Source organism: Shinella zoogloeoides (genome assembly GCF_033705735.1).
Taxonomy (GTDB): Bacteria; Pseudomonadota; Alphaproteobacteria; order Rhizobiales; family Rhizobiaceae; genus Shinella; species Shinella zoogloeoides_A.
Map to the genome: position 1 here is coordinate 2,106,167 of NZ_CP131130.1, position 16,875 is coordinate 2,123,041.

At 64.1% G+C, this 16,875-nt stretch carries 13 protein-coding genes; 5 read left to right on the plus strand and 8 right to left on the minus strand.

Annotated features, from left to right (window positions below):
* Nucleotides 1-202 precede the first annotated feature (202 nt).
* On the minus strand, nt 203-2,464 hold the full coding sequence (locus ShzoTeo12_RS10630; protein WP_318909665.1) for a TonB-dependent hemoglobin/transferrin/lactoferrin family receptor: 2,262 nt from the start codon (nt 2,462-2,464) through the stop codon (nt 203-205).
* Between the two features lie 404 nt (nt 2,465-2,868).
* Between ShzoTeo12_RS10630 and ShzoTeo12_RS10635 the strand changes: the two genes are divergently transcribed.
* Both ShzoTeo12_RS10635 and ShzoTeo12_RS10640 read left to right on the plus strand, forming a co-directional pair.
* Nucleotides 2,869-3,525 (plus strand): extensin family protein, encoded by a 657-nt coding sequence (locus tag ShzoTeo12_RS10635; RefSeq protein ID WP_318909666.1) that lies wholly within the window; start codon nt 2,869-2,871, stop codon nt 3,523-3,525.
* A 103-nt stretch (nt 3,526-3,628) separates the two neighbouring features.
* Entirely contained in the window at nt 3,629-4,135 is a 507-nt protein-coding gene (locus tag ShzoTeo12_RS10640) for a DUF1993 domain-containing protein (protein ID WP_318909667.1), read from the plus strand.
* Between the two features lie 36 nt (nt 4,136-4,171).
* Here ShzoTeo12_RS10640 and ShzoTeo12_RS10645 read toward each other — a convergent pair whose 3' ends face one another.
* The 7 genes from ShzoTeo12_RS10645 to ShzoTeo12_RS10675 form a co-directional block, all read right to left on the minus strand.
* On the minus strand, nt 4,172-5,851 hold the full coding sequence (locus ShzoTeo12_RS10645; RefSeq protein WP_318909668.1) for a formate--tetrahydrofolate ligase: 1,680 nt from the start codon (nt 5,849-5,851) through the stop codon (nt 4,172-4,174).
* 119 nt (nt 5,852-5,970) lie between these two features.
* Complete coding sequence (locus ShzoTeo12_RS10650; protein ID WP_119256970.1) at nt 5,971-7,122, minus strand: DUF2333 family protein; 1,152 nt, start codon at nt 7,120-7,122, stop codon at nt 5,971-5,973.
* Nucleotides 7,115-8,416, minus strand: a complete 1,302-nt coding sequence (locus ShzoTeo12_RS10655; RefSeq protein ID WP_318909669.1) for a DUF6638 family protein — start codon at nt 8,414-8,416, stop codon at nt 7,115-7,117. Before ShzoTeo12_RS10655 ends, ShzoTeo12_RS10650 begins: the two co-directional genes overlap by 8 nt.
* 10 nt (nt 8,417-8,426) lie before the next feature.
* Nucleotides 8,427-10,337 (minus strand): AAA family ATPase, encoded by a 1,911-nt coding sequence (locus ShzoTeo12_RS10660; RefSeq protein WP_318909670.1) that lies wholly within the window; start codon nt 10,335-10,337, stop codon nt 8,427-8,429.
* 1 nt (nt 10,338) lies between these two features.
* Nucleotides 10,339-11,487, minus strand: coding sequence for a hypothetical protein (locus ShzoTeo12_RS10665; RefSeq protein WP_318909671.1), 1,149 nt, complete (start codon nt 11,485-11,487; stop codon nt 10,339-10,341).
* A gap of 187 nt (nt 11,488-11,674) precedes the next feature.
* Nucleotides 11,675-12,763 (minus strand): hypothetical protein, encoded by a 1,089-nt coding sequence (locus ShzoTeo12_RS10670; protein WP_119256965.1) that lies wholly within the window; start codon nt 12,761-12,763, stop codon nt 11,675-11,677.
* A gap of 192 nt (nt 12,764-12,955) precedes the next feature.
* Nucleotides 12,956-13,543: a thymidine kinase gene (locus ShzoTeo12_RS10675; RefSeq protein WP_318909672.1), complete on the minus strand. Its 588-nt coding sequence runs from the start codon at nt 13,541-13,543 to the stop codon at nt 12,956-12,958.
* 228 nt (nt 13,544-13,771) lie between these two features.
* Here ShzoTeo12_RS10675 and ShzoTeo12_RS10680 point away from each other — a divergent pair, with 228 nt between their 5' ends.
* The 3 genes from ShzoTeo12_RS10680 to choV all read left to right on the plus strand — a co-directional run bounded on the left by ShzoTeo12_RS10680 (nt 13,772) and on the right by choV (nt 16,792).
* Nucleotides 13,772-14,731: a choline ABC transporter substrate-binding protein gene (locus tag ShzoTeo12_RS10680; protein ID WP_119256963.1), complete on the plus strand. Its 960-nt coding sequence runs from the start codon at nt 13,772-13,774 to the stop codon at nt 14,729-14,731.
* Between the two features lie 145 nt (nt 14,732-14,876).
* Nucleotides 14,877-15,752, plus strand: coding sequence for a choline ABC transporter permease subunit (gene choW, locus ShzoTeo12_RS10685; protein WP_119256962.1), 876 nt, complete (start codon nt 14,877-14,879; stop codon nt 15,750-15,752).
* The gene (gene choV, locus ShzoTeo12_RS10690; RefSeq protein WP_119256961.1) at nt 15,749-16,792 is read left to right on the plus strand and encodes a choline ABC transporter ATP-binding protein; all 1,044 of its coding nucleotides are present in this window, start codon (nt 15,749-15,751) and stop codon (nt 16,790-16,792) included. The genes choW and choV overlap by 4 nt, the downstream gene beginning before the upstream one ends.
* The last annotated feature ends 83 nt before the right edge of the window (nt 16,793-16,875 follow it).

The following is a 16,875-nucleotide window of genomic DNA, read 5'->3' on the forward strand; positions in this document are numbered from 1 at the left end:
TTCCGGGCGGCTTGTCGTCTCAATCACGCATGACTGGTCAAGGCCGCCTCAGCGAGCCCACCACCAGCCAGAAATGATGCGTGCGTTTGTCATGGGCGGAATTGTTAGCGACAGATGGATGCTTGCGCAAGAGCCTCCTGTCGCGGCTCAAAGAAAAGGGCGGCAGGATTTGCCGCCCTTTCCCATCGGCATGCTGCGCAGATCAGAACGTCTTGGTGATGGAAACCTTGAAGCTCCGTCCCGGCTCGGCATAGAAAGCGCTCGGCTGGTTCGTATTGCTGTTGGAAGGGGCAGCGGTGTCCAGAGAACGCAGCGCCACGCCGTCCCAATATTCCTTGTTGAAGATATTGTAGACGCCGGCCTGAATTCTGAGGCCTTCGGAACCTTCCGGCTCCCACCACGCCGTCAGGTTCGCAATCCCGTAACCGGGGGCGTTGAACCTGTTGGCGGTGGTGGATTTACGTATCGCACTTCCGAAAATGCCCGTGAGGTCGACACCCCAATCGTCCTGGCTATAGCCGATGCCCGCAATCGCCCGCAGCGGAATCACGGTGCGCAGCGACTCGTCCGTATCCTTGTCCTTCGCGTTCGTATAGGTCAGCGAGCCGTTGAGATGAATGCCATTGGCGAAAGCGTGGTAGCCGCTGATCTCGATCCCGGCCACACGAACGCGCGCCCTGTTGTAGTATTGCTCGTAGCTCGTATAGGGCGGGACCGGCCCGATATCGCGCCTGTCGATGAAGTTCCTGTACTGGTTATAGAAACCGACCACCCGCATCTTCGTGTCGCCGACGTCATAATCGCCGCCAAGCTCCAGCCCCATGCCGGTTTCGGGCTTGAGGTCCGGATTGCCGACGACGGCGTATTGAATGGGACCGCCCTGCCCCGTGTAGAGCAGATAGAGTTCGTCCACCGTCGGTGCGCGGTATGCCATCGACCACTGGCCGAAAAGCTCGAAATCTGGCGTGACGTCGTATCCGACGAGAAGCTTCGGCGAGATCCGGGCGCCGTGGCGCGAATCCGGCAGGCCGGTATAGCCGGGATTTCCGGTGAAGCCGGCGGTTTCCTGCGGTTGGTAGTCGAACCAGTCGAAGCCGAGGCCGGGTGTCACGGACCAGGCGGAATCGCCGTAGCGGATCTTGTCGTCCAGCGTGATGCCGAGCCTTGCACCGTTGACGTCGGGCATTTCCGACTGATCCGCGTGGAGCGAGCCGCATGCGGGACCGACATAGGATCCGTCGATGCAGCCGTCACGGCCGGCGGTGAAGGACTGGGCCCAGAAATAGGAGAAATTGGTGCGGATGTTCAGCTCATGGCTGAAATTGCCGGTGTCGAATGCTTTGTTGAACGTGCTGACGATGCCGACGGACTGCTCTTCCAGCTGGTTCGAACGGTACCAGTCCCCGGCCGGAGCCGGAATGCGGATGCCTTCATTGCCCGCAGTCCGCTTGACGTTCTGCCAGTAAACGGAGGAGCGGATGGAATCGAAGAACCCGCCCGGTTCGTCGAGCTGGTAGTCCAGCGATACCCGGTCGCGCGTATTGTCCTCGAAGCCGAAGAAGTCCTTGTAGCCGCGGCTGGAATTGGTACCGCCCTGCAGCGTCAGCAGCTCCGTGTCGAGGTCGCGGTCATAGTGCTCGGCCGTGATGCCGATCCTGTGGCCGCCCTCCAGTTCGCGACGCGCCTTGAAGAGCAGGTTGTATTCCGTGAGGTCCGCGGGGTTGGCCTTGTCACGGCCGAAGCCGATGCCCCCGATCGTACCCGCATTGTCCGTCTCATGGCCGCGCAGATAGGAACCCTGGAAGAGCACGCTGGTGTCGTCAAAACGCTTGGCGACCGCGAAGTTTCCACCGATGCCCCGAATGGAGCTGTCATAGGTCGCCTTGGCGATGCCGCCCCAGTCCCGGCCTTCCCGGATCAGGTCTTCCGGTTCCAGCGTGCGCAAGACGACGGCACCGCCCAGCGCGCCGGAGCCGGCGCGACTTGAGTCCGCTCCCTTGACGATATCCATCGTGGAAATGGCATTGAACGAGAACGCATTGGCACCGCCATTCGCGTTGGTCGTCGTCGAGGGACCACCCGAACGGGCGGCGTTGGAGAGATAGGGAAGCGGAATGTCGTCGACCAGCGTCGTCACGCGGTTGCCGCCCATCCCGCGAATGACGAAGCCCTTGTCGGCGGAGGAATATTGAACGCTCGGGTCCAGGCGCGACACGTCGGAGGGCGAGTTGATCTCCTCACGGCGCAATTGCTCCGCGGTCGTCTGCGTTGCAAGGGGCGTGTCCTCGACGCTGCCCGTCGGCTTCACCACCCGCTTCCCCTTCACCACGATAGGCTGCAGGGTTGTGTTGCCATTGGCGTCGGCCGTGCCGGAGGCATCCTGCGCGAGTGCGGGGGCGGAAAGGGAAAGCACGGCGAGCGCCGTGCAAGCCAGAAGTGCGGAACGGGAACGCCGGGCCTGCATGTCTATCCTCTACTAATTCGGCACGCGCGGCATCGTCCCGGCGCACGAGGATGCGCCGGCTGCGAGCCATGCGGAAAAATGGCAAAAACGTGTTCGGGTCGAGCCCGGCCTATCGCTATGAAACATGATAAAACTTGTCAACATAAAAAAGATGACTTTATCAATCCACTATTCACTTCGTTGCCCGATTGCCGCGCCCGAAGCGCATGCGTGTCGTCATCGTCCACAGGGTTTCGGCAACCAAATCCGCTGCCGGGCGTTTCCCCGCTGATCTTTTCAGCGGGAGACAGCCCATTCTCACCCTTCGCCCCCTCGCCCTCATCGCCCTGCCCCTCATGCTCGCCAGCGCCGCCGACCTGCCGGAAAAGGGTCCGCTACCCGCTTCACGTCCCGAGCAGGCGCCCGTGGAAGAAAAGAAGGAGACCCCAGCGGTCGATGTGAAAACGGAGGCGGGGCGCAAGGCCGCCGAGGAAGCGGAGAAGGCCAGCGAGCGTCCGCACGAGGATGCAGGCGAAGAGGCGGCCTGCCGGAAGGCGTTGACGGAGATCGGCGTGGGCTTCGAGGAGGCGCCGGCGGTCGAGGACGGCAAGGCCTGCGGCATCGACAAGCCCGTCCTTCTCAAGCAGTTGCCGGGCGGCATCGAGGTCGAGCCGCAGGCGACGGTGCGCTGCGAGGCGGCACTGCAGCTCGCTCGCTGGCTGGAGGGCTCGGTGAAGCCTTCGCTTCAGGCCGCCATGCCGCAGGAAACGATCACCGGCCTCTCCCAGGCCTCCGCCTATGTCTGCCGCAACCGCAACGGCGCGACGGAAGGCAGGATTTCCGAGCATGCCTTCGGCAATGCCATCGATATTGCCGGCTTCACCTTCAAGAGCGGCAAGACCTTCACCATCCGCCCGGCGGACAAGGATTCCACGCTGGAAGGCGCCTTCCAGCGCGCGATCACCGAGGCGGCCTGCCTCTATTTCACGACGGTGCTCGACCCCGGCAGCGACGCGGCGCACCAGAACCACCTGCATCTCGACGTGAAGGAACGGCGCGGCGGCTACCGCTATTGCTGGTAATGAACCCCGGCGATATTTTCGGCGGCTCCTGAAAAGAGGCGCGCGCCGCTCCTATCTGTAGTGCGGCCCAGAGCCCGATATCCCGCCACGCAGAGGTTCCCCCATGTCGATCACGCCCCATGAACTCTCCATCCCCGCGTTCCAGCGCGGTTTCGCCGTCCTGTCCAAACTGCTCGACAAGGCCGAAGCCTTTGCGCAGGAGAAGAACATCAAGCCTGAAGTGCTGGTGAACGCGCGCCTTGCGCCGGACATGCTCTCGCTCGCAGGCCAGGTCCAGCGCATGAGCGATACGGCCAAGGGCGCCGCCGCGCGCCTCATCGGCACCGACTCGCCGAGCTTTGCGGACGACGAAACGACGCTATCCGACCTGCGCGCCCGCATCGAGAAGACCACGGCCTATCTCGCCTCCGTGCCGGAAGCCGCCTTCGAGGGCGCGGCCGAGCGCACAGTCGTCCTGAAGACGCGCGGCGGGGAACTCAGCTCCTCCGGCAAGGACTACCTCCTCACCTTCGTGCTTCCAAATTTCTATTTCCACCTGACGACCGCCTACGCGATCCTGCGCCACAACGGCGTTCCCGTCGGCAAGCTGGACTATCTCGGCCGTACGTAGCCGCGACGAGGGGCGCCCAAGGCGCCCCTTCCGCTTTCAGAAGAGGCCTTCGATATGGCCCTCTTCATTGAGGAAGATCCTCTCCGACGACGGCACTTTCGGCAGGCCCGGCATGGTCATGATCTCGCCGGTGACGACCACGACGAAGCCGGCGCCCGCGGACAGGCGCACCTCGCGCACCGGCACGGTATGGCCGGTGGGCGCGCCGCGCAGGTTCGGGTCGGTCGAGAAGGAATATTGCGTCTTGGCCATGCAGACCGGCAGCCGGCCGTAGCCCTGCTGCTCCCACATATGGAGCTGAGCCCGCACGGTCTTGTCGGCGATTACCGCGTCGGCATGGTAGATGTCCTTGGCGATCGTCTCGATCTTCTCGAAAAGCGGCATCTCGTCGGGATAGAGCGGCGAGAATTGCGAATGGCCGGATTCGGCAAGCTCCACCACCTTGCGCGCCAATTCCTCGATGCCGGCCGAACCGAGCGCCCAGTGCCGGCAGAGGATCGCCTCGGCCCCGAGCGTTTCCACATAGGCCTGCACCGCGCGGATTTCCGCCTCGGTATCGGAGGTGAAATGGTTGATGGCGACCACGACGGGCACGCCGAACTTCTTCACGTTCTGCACATGCCGGCCGAGATTGGCGCAGCCCTTGCGCACCGCCTCGACATCCTCGCGGCCGAGATCGTCCTTCTTAACCCCGCCGTTCATCTTCATGGCGCGCACGGTCGCGACGATGACAGCGGCATCGGGCTTGAGCCCGGCCTTGCGGCACTTGATGTCGAAGAATTTCTCCGCCCCGAGATCGGCGCCGAAACCGGCCTCCGTCACCACATAGTCGGCAAGCTTCAGCGCCGTCGTGGTGGCGATGACGGAATTGCAGCCATGGGCGATGTTGGCGAAGGGCCCGCCATGCACGAAGGCCGGGTTGTTCTCCAGCGTCTGCACGAGGTTCGGCTGCATGGCGTCCTTGAGCAGCACCGTCATCGCCCCGTCCGCCTTGATGTCGCGGGCGAAGACCGGCGACTTGTCGCGCCGGTAGCCGATGATGATGTTGCCGAGCCGCCTTTCGAGGTCCCTGAGGTCCATCGACAGACAGAGGATCGCCATCACCTCCGAGGCGACGGTGATGTCGAAGCCCGCCTCGCGCGGATAGCCGTTGGCAACGCCGCCGAGCGAGCAGACGATCTGGCGCAAGGCGCGGTCGTTCATGTCCATCACGCGCCGCCAGGCGATGCGGCGGGTATCGATGTTCTGCTCGTTGCCCCAGTAGATGTGGTTGTCGATCAGCGCGGCGAGCAGGTTGTGCGCCGAGGTGATGGCGTGGAAATCTCCGGTGAAATGGAGGTTCATGTCCTCCATGGGCACGACCTGCGCATAGCCGCCGCCGGCCGCCCCGCCCTTCACGCCGAAGCAGGGGCCGAGCGATGCCTCGCGAATGCAGGTAATGGCCTTCCTGCCGATGCGGTTGAGCCCGTCGCCGAGGCCGACCGTGGTCGTCGTCTTGCCCTCGCCGGCCGGCGTCGGATTGATGGCGGTGACGAGGATCAGCCTGCCGTCGGGCTTGCCCTTCTGCGCGGCGATGAAGCCGGCGGTGATCTTCGCCTTGTCGTGGCCATAGGGCAGAAGCGCTTCCGGCGGGATGCCAAGCTTCGCGCCGATCTCCAGGATAGGCTGCTTCTTCGCGGCGCGGGCGATTTCGATGTCGGATTTCACGTCGGCCATGCGGTGTGCTCCCCTCAGCATCGCTGCCGCAACCGGGTCTCCTCCCCCGGAGGCGGCATTCGGTCAATACGCAAAGGCGGCGGGGAATGCTGCTCGCAATCCCCGCGAAATCACTGCTGTCAGCGTGCCAGCACGTCGCGCATTTCCACAAGGTTCGAGCGCACGCGCAGGATATAGAAGCCCATAGTGGCAAGATGCGTCGGCATGATCCAGCCGTCTTCCTTGCCGTTCGAGATGATGGCAGGCTGGATCTTCAGCGCCGAGCGAAGCTGCGAGATCGTCGCCTTCCAGAGCGGCTCGATGCCACGCGCCTTGATGACCGCCTCGAAGTCCGCGCCGGAGGCCGAGAGGATGCCATAATAACCGTAGAGCTGGCCATAGGCGAACCAGAAGCGGTCGTCCGCCCGCGTGTCGAACCAGCCGCCATTTTGGAATTCCGACTGCTTCCGAATAATGTCGGAAGTCGAGCCGATGTCGTTGGTGATGCGGTCGAGGAATTCGATCAGGTTGTCGGAGCGGCCGTCGAAGATGGCGTCGCAGGCTTCGAGCGAGGCGTTGAACTTGCGCAGGTCCGCCATCGCCGTGCGGTAGTAGTTCGGCGTCGGCGTCTTGGGCAGCAGCGAATCCGAGCCGAAATACCAGGTCTCCTCGTCGAACTGCAGGTTACCGCGGGCGCGCTGGAGGTCGGCGTTGATGCCGGAGGTGCCGCGCACGCGGCCAAGCGCATCGACCAATTCCACCGCCGTGCGCCGGACCGCCTGGTTGACGCCGCGCTGGAAGGACGCCTTGTTGTCGAACCACGGCGTCTTGTCCCAGTCGAGCCCGAAGAGCCCGAGCTTGTAGAGCAGCATGGAGGAGATCCAGGCGTTCTGGTTGACGTTGAAGTCGATGAGGTCGGCCGTCACGTCGACGATCGCCGAGCGCACGCAGGTCTTCGGCTCCGGCTCGGCAAGATCGCCCGCCGGCGGCGTGGCGGAGGCGGTGCCGCCGGTAGCGGTGCCCGCATCCTGCTTGCGCTGGCCGAGATTGTAGGCGTTCACATAGTCCGGGTTGAAGCCGCTCCACACCTGGGTCTGCCAGATGAAATAGGCATAGAAGGCGACAAGCACGACGAGCGCGATGCCGATCGGCCCCTTGATGATCCAGCCGCGGGCGCGATACCAGTTCGCCACCGTCATGAAGGGCCAGAGAATCCAGGCAATCACCATGCCGATGCCCCGACCGATGGCCGCGAAGATGCGCTGGAAGAAGGCGACGATCGGGTCAAGCATTGGGGTCGTCCTCTCTGATGCCGAAGAGTTTCCTGCGGAATGCAGCCTTGTCTTGCAGATAGGTTCGCGTCAACGTCGCAACAACGTATTCGCGGAACTTTTCGCTGTAGTGCTCGTAGGCGGAATAGAAGCCCTGCTTGTCGAAGACGAAGCGCGACACGAAGTCATGGGGAACCATCTGCGAAATCAGCCGGTTGACCAGCCACTGGTCCGGGTGGTCGGGCGCGGCGCGCACGAGGAGGAAGCGCCGATCGGGCGCGACCTCGTCGATCTTGATCTCGCCGGTCGTCGCGACCGTCCGCATCGCCTCCTGCAGGAAGGGATAGGTGCCCTCCTCGGCCACCAGCGCGGCGTTGCGATGCATCCAGGTCTGCAGCCAGATGCGGTCGGCCTTTTCAAGGTCGGCGGTCGGGTCGCTCCGGTTGACGAGGCCGGCGACGGTCATGTCCGCCCTGTGCTGGAAGAGGCCCGACGGCTCCACCCACGAGGCCCGCGGCAGCTCCAGCCGCTTGGTCGAGGCGAGGAAATCGAAGATGCGCCGGTGATCGTCGAGCGCGATGTAGCTCACCTGCCACGGCCGCGAGCGGCGGAAGCCGGGCACGCTGGGGTCGCAGATCACCGTCGTCGTCCGGTCGTCGAGGAAGACGAAGACCCCGCCGAAATGGTTCGCCCAATAGGCCTCGTGGCGGAAGACGAGCTGGTCCGGCACCAGCGCGTTCTGGCGGATGTCGCCGGTCTGCCTGGCAAGCTCCACCATGCGGTTCAGCATCGCGTCGTCCGCCCAGGCGTTCGGCACGGTCTTCAGCCGGTCGACCAGCCCGCGCAGCTCGGCCGCCTTGCCGAGCATGTCCTCGGCCGAGAGCACCCTGAAGCGCACCTCGTTGATCGAGAGCAGGTCGTCGATATCGTTGACGACGGAGACGGAATCCTCGATCTCGCCATAGAGCGCGTCGCGGATGGTGATCGCGTTGATCGCCCTTGCATTGGCCGAGAAGAACTCGTGCATCAGCGCGGCCGTGTTGGAAAAGCTCGTATGCACCACCGGCAGGTTCACCTGGTCGGGCGTCATGATGACGAAGCGCCGGTTGACCCGGTTGGGATCGAGATAGTCCCGGTCGCCGAGCTCGTCGGCGATTTCCGGCGAAAAGCCGGTCATGTCGATACGGAAGCTCGGAAGCCCGGTGCGCCGCATCCCGAACCCGTCCAGCGCCTTGTTGTAGCGCTCGACCAGATGCGGCTCATCGACCGGCAGCAGCCGCCCGTAGATCAATTCGGCTTCGAGGAGGCGTTTCATGCGGGCGTCCTCACCACCGCCCCTCCGCCTTCATCGTCTCGATCTCGCGGACCGCCTTCTCGCGCTGACGTTCGCGGCGGATGATGTCGGAGACGGCGGCGTCGTCGGATTTGTCGGTGTAGCGGAATTCCGAATCGGCGTAGCGGTTGATCTCCTGCAGCACCATTTCCATGGTGATCGGCCCGCGCAGCTCCTCGATCATCGCCTTCTTCTCGTCGTAGCTCCTGTGCATGAAGGCATCGGCCGTGGCGAACCAGTCGTCCGGCAGCTCCACGTCCATGGCGCGCATCTTGATCGCATCGGTGATGTTCTTGATGGCGCGGCCGGTGAAGCGCGGCTCGGCGACCTTGATGGCGTGCAGGTAGCCGCCGATATCCTCCAGCGTGCGGATCGCGCCGTGCTCCTTCTCATGGCGCTCCCAGACGGCGAGAAGCCCCTCTTCCTGCGGACGCGCATGCTGGCCATAGGAATTGGAGACAGCGCGCTGGATCTCCTGTCCTTCGAACAGCGTGTGCCCGCCGAGCGGGATCGAATGGTTCCGGCCGACGAGCAGCGCGAAGATGTCGATATAGTCGTCCTCGGTCTGCGGCCCGTCGACCAGCCAGCGGGCGCCGGCGCGCTGGCGCAGCGCATCGTCGACATTCTCGGGATAGTTGGACAACATGCCGAAGGTGCAATTGCCCCGCACCACGGTCGAGGCGCCGGCGAAGCTTTCCATCAGCACTGCCGTCACCTCGTGCTGGCCGGCCGAGGCGCGGTCGTCGGAACGCTTGGCGGCGACCTGGTCGACGTCGTCGATGGTGCCGAAGCCGATCGCCTTGGGGTTCATGACGTTGTTGACGAATTCCTTGCAGTTCTGGCCGGACTTGCCCTGGTAGGACGAGATCTGGTCGACGCCGAAATTCTCGTAGTGAAAGGCGTAGCCGGCGATCTGGCAGTAATCGTTGACGAGGCCGGCGAGCATCTGGATGAGGATCGTCTTGCCCGTGCCCGGCATGCCGTCGCCGATGAAGGTGAAGAGGAAGCCGCCGAGCTCGACGAACGGGTTCATCTGCCGCTCGAAATCGTATGCCATCAGCATCTTGGCGAGCTTCATCGCCTGGTACTTGGCGATATGGTTGCCGATGATCTCGTTCGGCTTCTTGAAGGTCATGACCAGCGGCTTGCGCTTCTGGCCCGGCGCAACGTCGAAGCCGGACAGCGTGAAATCGTCCTGCTCGATGCGGATATGCGCGTTCTCGAAGCCGGCAAGGCCGGTGAAGCGGGCGCGGCGGCCGATCAGCCCTTCGATGGCAACGCGCGAGAAGGCGCGCGCCCGGCTGACGAGCGCGCCGTCGTCCGGCGCGCCGGCAAGGGTGCGGTCGAGGCCGGCGACCATGCTTTTCAGCGCATCCTGCGGCGTGTCGAAGACATAGTCCGGCTCGCCGCCGTCCTCCACCGGCTCGCCCTCGCCCGGCAGCGTCGCGCCGAGATAGGCGGCGAAGGTGAAGGCGGCGATATAGGCGGAGGCCGCCAGCAGCGCCCGGAAATGATCGGCCTCGGCGCCGGCCAGCGGCGCGGCGAGGTTGCGCGCCTGAAGCCCCTCCAGATCGGTCTGGCGGGAAAAGGCGTCGGTCACCGCCAGCGCCACCTGCAGCCCGCGGCGGGCGCGGAACAGCACGGCATGCTGCTGCGGCGAAAGGAGCGGATCGGCGGCGCGCACCGACTGGATCGTCCTTGCCAGCTCCACCTCGCGCGTGCGGCGCGCGCCCGCGGTCGAGACGGTGGAGACGAAGCGACGGCCGGTGCCGGCGAGCGCCGTGCCGTTCCTGCCGTCGTCGCTTTCGAGGATGACGAGTTTCGAAACGAGGCTCTGCGCCATCGCCTGGTGCTTGGCGATGTCGTCCTCGTGGATCGTCGTCAGTCCGGCATTGAGGCTCATGTCATCCCTCGGTGATTACCTGGTTTCCTGAAATCACATGCACCTTGTAGCTGCCGAAGATGCCCTGCGTCTCGCCGGCGGCATAGAGCGCCTGATAGGCATCGTGCGGCACGAGCGCATGTTTTTCGTAGGCGCTGACGCCCATGCGGGCGGCTTCGAGATCGTCGGTCTCGATGTGGAACTCCTCCTGCGCGGGCGTCGAGCTCCAGAAGCCCTTCTGCGCCGGGCGCTCGGCCTTGGAGAACACTTCCTGCACCGTCCAGGTCAGCAGCCAGGCATTTTCCGGCTTGCGCACCTTGGAGAGGATCTCGTTGACCTTCGCATTGTTCTCGGTGATGCCCGCCGAATAGAACGGCCCGAGCACGATGCGGCGGAGCTGCTTGGGATGCAGCGCCGGGAAATCCCTGTCGAGATTGGTGGCGATCGTCACCGGCGTCAGCGAATAGGCGCTGTTCTTCAGCGCGAAATCGTCGAAGCGGCTGGCAAGGTCGGGATTGAGCAGGCCCCCGACGGGCAGCGGGATATCGACGTCCTGATTGAGCTTGCCGTCCTTGGTGACGAGCATGTCGACGACATTGTCGCTCGAATCCTCGATGGTCGCCATATAGACCATCGGCAGCGTCGCGGTGCCGTCGAAGGCGCCCCAGCAGACGACGTAATAGGGCCGCATGGTCTTCGGGTTGACGGCGACCCGGATCGTCTCCGGCAGCACGAAGGGCGAGAAGATGTCGCCCTTGCCGATCTGCTCCAGATAGAGCCGCTCGGCCATGCGCGTCTGGAGATCCGTCGGAAACGCCTTCTGCCGCAGGATGAAATCGGCCATTTCCGAACGGAGCTGGTCGGCATCGGGCATGGCGGCAAGGCGCTTTTCCGCCCCCTGCCGGTCGTTCTCCAGCTCCATCACGTTCTGGAAGACGGGAAAGCCGCTTTCGGCGCGCGACACGCGGAACTGCTGGACGAAACCGATGCGGTTCTCCCAGCAGGCGAAGGACGCCCGCAGCCGGGCGAGATAGGGCATGACCACCTCGCCCACCACGCTGTTGCGGTAGAGCGGGGAATTGCGGTCACCGAGGAAGATCTCGAGCCCGCCGAGGGCGGAGCGGATGGTGGAGAAATATTGCGCGACGGCGCTGTCGGCGGGGATGCTCATCGATGAGGCGCCTCATAAACACCCCCCTCTGCCCTGCCGGGCATCTCCCCCACAAGGGGGGAGATCGAATCGTGGCACGGCTTTGCCCCAAGCCAATCTCCCCCCTTGTGGGGGAGATGCCCGGCAGGGCAGAGGGGGGTAAAACCTCCTCTCGGCCGCACAGCCAGCAAACTCGTCACAGGCACCATCACGACTTCACGTAGTTCGCGGTATTGTGCTTGTCCATGACGGTCTGGAAGCGGCGGGCGAAGGCATCGTCCGCGAGCTTCTTGCGGCGCTGGATATCCTGCGTCGCCAGCATGTTCTTCTCGTGCATCTCCAGAAGGTCGCCGATATGGCGCTGGGCGGCCGAGCCGATGCCGGCCATGGTCTCTTCCGCGGCGGTATCGACCTGCGAGCCGAGCGTGTTGATCTTGTGGGCGACGTCCTGCTGGGCCGCCGTCTTCAAGGAATCCTCCAGCGCCTTGTAGAGCACGATGCGCTGCTCGGTATCGATGGTCAGCTTATTGATCAGCGTGTTCTGCGCGGCGATCTGGTTGTTGAGCGAATCGACGAAGGTCTGGAACATCGAGCTGTAGCGCTCCAGCGTCTGGCTCTCGGCCAGAAGCTCCTGCTCCTTCGCCTGCATCTGGTTGTATTCGGTCGCCAGTGCCGAGCGCTCGCCTTCCAGGTCCGTGCGGGTCTTCTGGTCCGTCGAGGCGGCGATGCGGTTCTCGAGGTCCATGAGGAGCGGGTTCAGCTCCTCGATGCGCTTCTGCGTCGCCTCCAGGTTCGACATCGTGCCCTTGCGGCGCTCGATCACCTGCACGAGGCTCGTCTCGGAGGTCTTGTAGCGCTGGTCGAGGATCGACTTCTGCTCCTTGAGGATGCCGACGATCGTGTCGGACTTGGAGAGCAGTTCCTGCAGGTTGCCGGCGAGCGACATGTTGCGCACGCGGTCGGTGCGCATGCGCTGCATCTTCTGCTTGGAGAAGATGCCGATGAACTTCTCGTAGCCCGAATAGCTCTTCATGCTCTCGAATTCGGTGCCGAAGATATTCGTCGCATCCTCCAGCCCGATGATGAGGTCGGCGATATTGCCCTCCATCACCTTCTGCTGGGCGATGACATCCTGGATGCGCGCATTCTCGATGTCGAAATTGACGTCGCCGAGCTTGGTGTCCGCCTTGGCGAACTGCTCCAGCACGATGCCGGACTGTTCGAGCTTGCCGCGCATCTCGTTGACGACACTGCGGGTCTTGTCGATCTCCGCATCGAAATTCTGAAGTGTGGCCATTCTTGTCCCCTTGCACTCTCAACGGCAGACGTCCGCGCCGCCCGATTTATTCCATCGCGGCGACACTATACGATTTCGGACGGACAGGAACCCGCCCGAGGGTTTTCCCGCAGAACATGTGGGACACGGCCGACGCACCGCAAGATGGCCGGGGATTTTTTTCGCCGCACGGCCCGAACGGCCGTACCCGCCTCAATCGGCCTGCATGATGTCGTCCCAGTGCCGGCGACAATAGGAAACGTATTTGTCGTTGCCGCCGATCTCCACCTGCGCGCCTTCCTTCACCACCTTGCCGTCGGCGCCGAGGCGCACGACCATCGTCGCCTTGCGGCCGCAATGGCAGATGGTGCGCACCTCGCGCAGCTCGTCGGCAAGGGCGAGCAGGGCCTGCGAGCCCGGAAAGAGCTTGCCCTGGAAATCCGTGCGCAGGCCATAGGCCATGACGGGGATGTGCAATCGGTCGGCGACGCGGGCGAGCTGCCAGACCTGTGCCTCGGTAAGGAACTGCGCCTCGTCGACGAAGATGCAGGCGATCTCCTCCCCGCCGTCGCCGTTGAGGGTCTCGATATGGCGATAGAGGTCGTCGCTGCGGTCGAAGGCGATGGCGTCCGAGGACAGGCCGATGCGCGAGGAGATGCGGCCCTGCCCGGCGCGGTCGTCGAAGGAGGCGATGAAGATCGCCGTGCGCATGCCGCGTTCGCGATAGTTGTAGGACGCTTGCAGGAGCAGCGTCGACTTGCCCGCGTTCATCGTCGCGTAACTGAAATAGAGCTTGGCCATGATTTTCTCCGTTCCCGCGTCATGGCCCGGCGGGACGCGTTTTTCCAGCCGCAAAGGCCTGAAAACCACAGAAAACAAAGGGGCCCATCCGTTGCGACATCCATGTGCAAAATTGCGAACAGGGCCGAAATTTATTGGACCTTTCAGAGGCTTCGGGCTACGCCAAGGCGCTTGAAAGCATGTCGTTTTGATGATTGGCTAAAACATAGTCATAAGGGGAGCAAAAACATGAAGACTGCATCACCATTGAAGATACTCCTTGCCGCTGCCGCATCCGTCCTCGCCCTCGGCGTTGCCAACGTTTCGGCCGCCGAAGCGGAAAGCTGTGGCAAGGTCCGGTTCTCGGACGTGGGCTGGACCGACATCACCGCCACCACCGCGACCGCGACCACCATCCTCAAGAGCCTCGGCTACGAGACGGAAGTCACCGTGCTTTCGGTTCCGGTCACCTATACCTCGCTCGGCAACAAGGACATCGACGTCTTCCTCGGCAACTGGATGCCGACCATGGAAGCCGACATCAAGCCGTTCCGCGACAACGGCACGGTCGAGACCGTGCGCGAGAACCTCGAGGGCGCGAAGTACACGCTCGCGACCAATGCCAAGGGCGCCGAGCTCGGCATCAAGGACTTCGGCGACATCGCCAAGCAGAAGGACGCGCTCGGCTCCAAGATCTACGGCATCGAGCCCGGCAATGACGGCAACCGCCTGATCATCGACATGGTCTCGGCCGGCAAGTTCGACCTCTCGGGCTTCGAGGTCGTCGAATCCTCCGAGCAGGGCATGCTGGCGGAAGTCGCCCGCGCCGAGCAGGAAGGCGCGCCGATCGTCTTCCTCGGCTGGGAACCCCACCCGATGAACGCCAACTTCAAGCTGACCTACCTTACCGGCGGCGACGACATCTTCGGGCCGAACTTCGGCGGCGCGACGATCTACACCAACGTGCGCCAGGGCTACACCACCGAATGCCCGAACGTCGGAAAGTTCCTGCAGAACCTCAAGTTCTCGCTGGAAATGGAAAACCAGATCATGGGCAAGATCCTGAACGACGGCCAGGATCCGGAAGCCGCAGCAACGGAATGGCTGAAGGCCAATCCGGCAGCCATCGAGCCGTGGCTCGCCGGCGTGACGACCAAGGACGGCAGCGGCGAGGCCCTGCCCGCCGCGAAGGCCGCGCTGGGTCTCTAATAGGCAAGAATAGGGCGGGGAGGAAACTTTCCCGCCCTTCTTCTCTCCGGATACTGCCCTTACCGCAGACGTTTCGAAGAGACTTGAATCCGGATTTTTCGGAACCCGCTGCGTATCGTCAACTTTCAGCCAGGGGCTTGCTGCCGTGGATTGGCTCACCGTCTCAAAAATTCCGATCGGCCCGATCGCCAAGGACGTCGTCAGCTGGCTGACGACGAACGGCAAGGGCCTGTTCGATTTCCTGAAGGTCTTCCTGCAGGCCGGCATCGACGCCCTGCTCGTCCTCCTGCAGGGACCGTTCATCACCAGCCCCGGCGGCAAGCTCGCCTATGCGCTGTTCCTCATCGTCCTCGTCACGGGGGTGAGCTGGTATTTCCGCCGCTCGCTCGGCGTCGCCGTCTTCACCTTCCTCGGCCTGCTGCTCATCGTGAACCAGGGCTACTGGAAGGAGACGACGGAAACGCTGGCGCTCGTGCTGGCGGCGACCGGCGTCAGCATGGTCGTCGGCGTGCCGCTCGGCATCGCCGCCGCACGCCGGCCGTGGTTCTACTCGATCCTGCGGCCGATCCTCGACCTCATGCAGACGATCCCGACCTTCGTCTACCTGATCCCGGCGCTCATCCTCTTCGGCCTCGGCATGGTGCCGGGCCTGATCGCCACCGTGATCTTCGCCATCCCCGCTCCGATCCGCCTCACCCGCCTCGGCATCATCTCGACGCCGCCCTCGCTGGTGGAGGCCGCCCAGGCCTTCGGCGCGACGCCCGGCCAGGTGCTGCGCAAGGTGGAGCTGCCCTTCGCCATGCCGCAGATCATGGCGGGCCTGACGCAGACCATCATGCTCTCGCTGTCGATGGTGGTCATCGCCGCGCTGGTCGGCGCCAAAGGCCTCGGCGTTCCGGTGGTGCGCGCGCTCAACACCGTGAACATCTCCATGGGCTTCGAGGCCGGCCTCTGTATCGTGATCCTCGCGATCATCCTCGACCGCCTGTTCCGCTCCTCCGACGAGGGAGACGCAAAATGACCGACGCCGTCGTCTTCAAGAACGTCTCCATCATCTTCGGCGACAATCCGCAAAGAGCGCTTGCACTGGCGGATGCCGGCAAATCGCGCGACGAGATCGGGGCGGAAACCGGGCTGGTGCTCGGCGTCGCGGATGCGACGCTGTCGATCACCGAGGGCGAGATCCTCGTGCTGATGGGCCTTTCCGGCTCCGGCAAGTCGACGCTGCTGCGCGCCGTCAACGGGCTCGCCCCGGTGGTGCGCGGCGAGGTGGAGGTCAAGGCCGGCAGCAGCAGCGTCGATCCCTACGGGGCGACGCAGAAGGCGCTGCGCGACTTCCGAATGCACACCGTCTCCATGGTGTTCCAGCAGTTCGCGCTGCTGCCCTGGCGCACCGTCGCGGACAATGTCGGCTTCGGCCTGGAACTTGCCGGCGTGCCGGACAGCGAGCGCAAGGCGCGCGTCGCCGAGCAGCTCGAGCTGGTCAACCTCGCCAAATGGGCGGACCGCAAGGTGAACGAGCTGTCGGGCGGCATGCAGCAGCGCGTCGGCCTTGCCCGCGCTTTTGCCACCGGCGCGCCGATCCTGCTCATGGACGAGCCGTTCTCCGCGCTCGACCCGCTGATCCGCACGCGCCTGCAGGACGAGCTGCTGGAATTCCAGCGCCGGCTGAAGAAGACCATCATCTTCGTCAGCCACGACCTCGACGAGGCCTTCCGCATCGGCAACCGCATCGCCATCATGGAAGGCGGGCGGATCATCCAGTGCGGCACGCCGCAGGAGATCGTCAGGAGCCCGGCCAACCAGTATGTCGCAGACTTCGTGCAGAACATGAACCCGATCAACATGCTGACGGCCGGCGACGTCATGCAGCCCGGCGCCTCCGGCGACAATGGCGGCGTGACGGCGACCGCCACGCCGCAGACCCCGCTCGTCGACGTGCTCGACGCCATGGCCCGCACGCCCGGCCATGTCGGCGTCGTCGACAACGGCACGGTGATCGGCACGATCAATGCACAGGATATCGTGAACGGATTGACGCGGCACCGCCGGCGCGGCTGACAGCGGCCGCCGATAAGGCTAGACAGGGCGGCGCCCCTTGACGGGCGCTGCCTTTTTCATTGCCGCAAGCGGGAGCCGAAGAC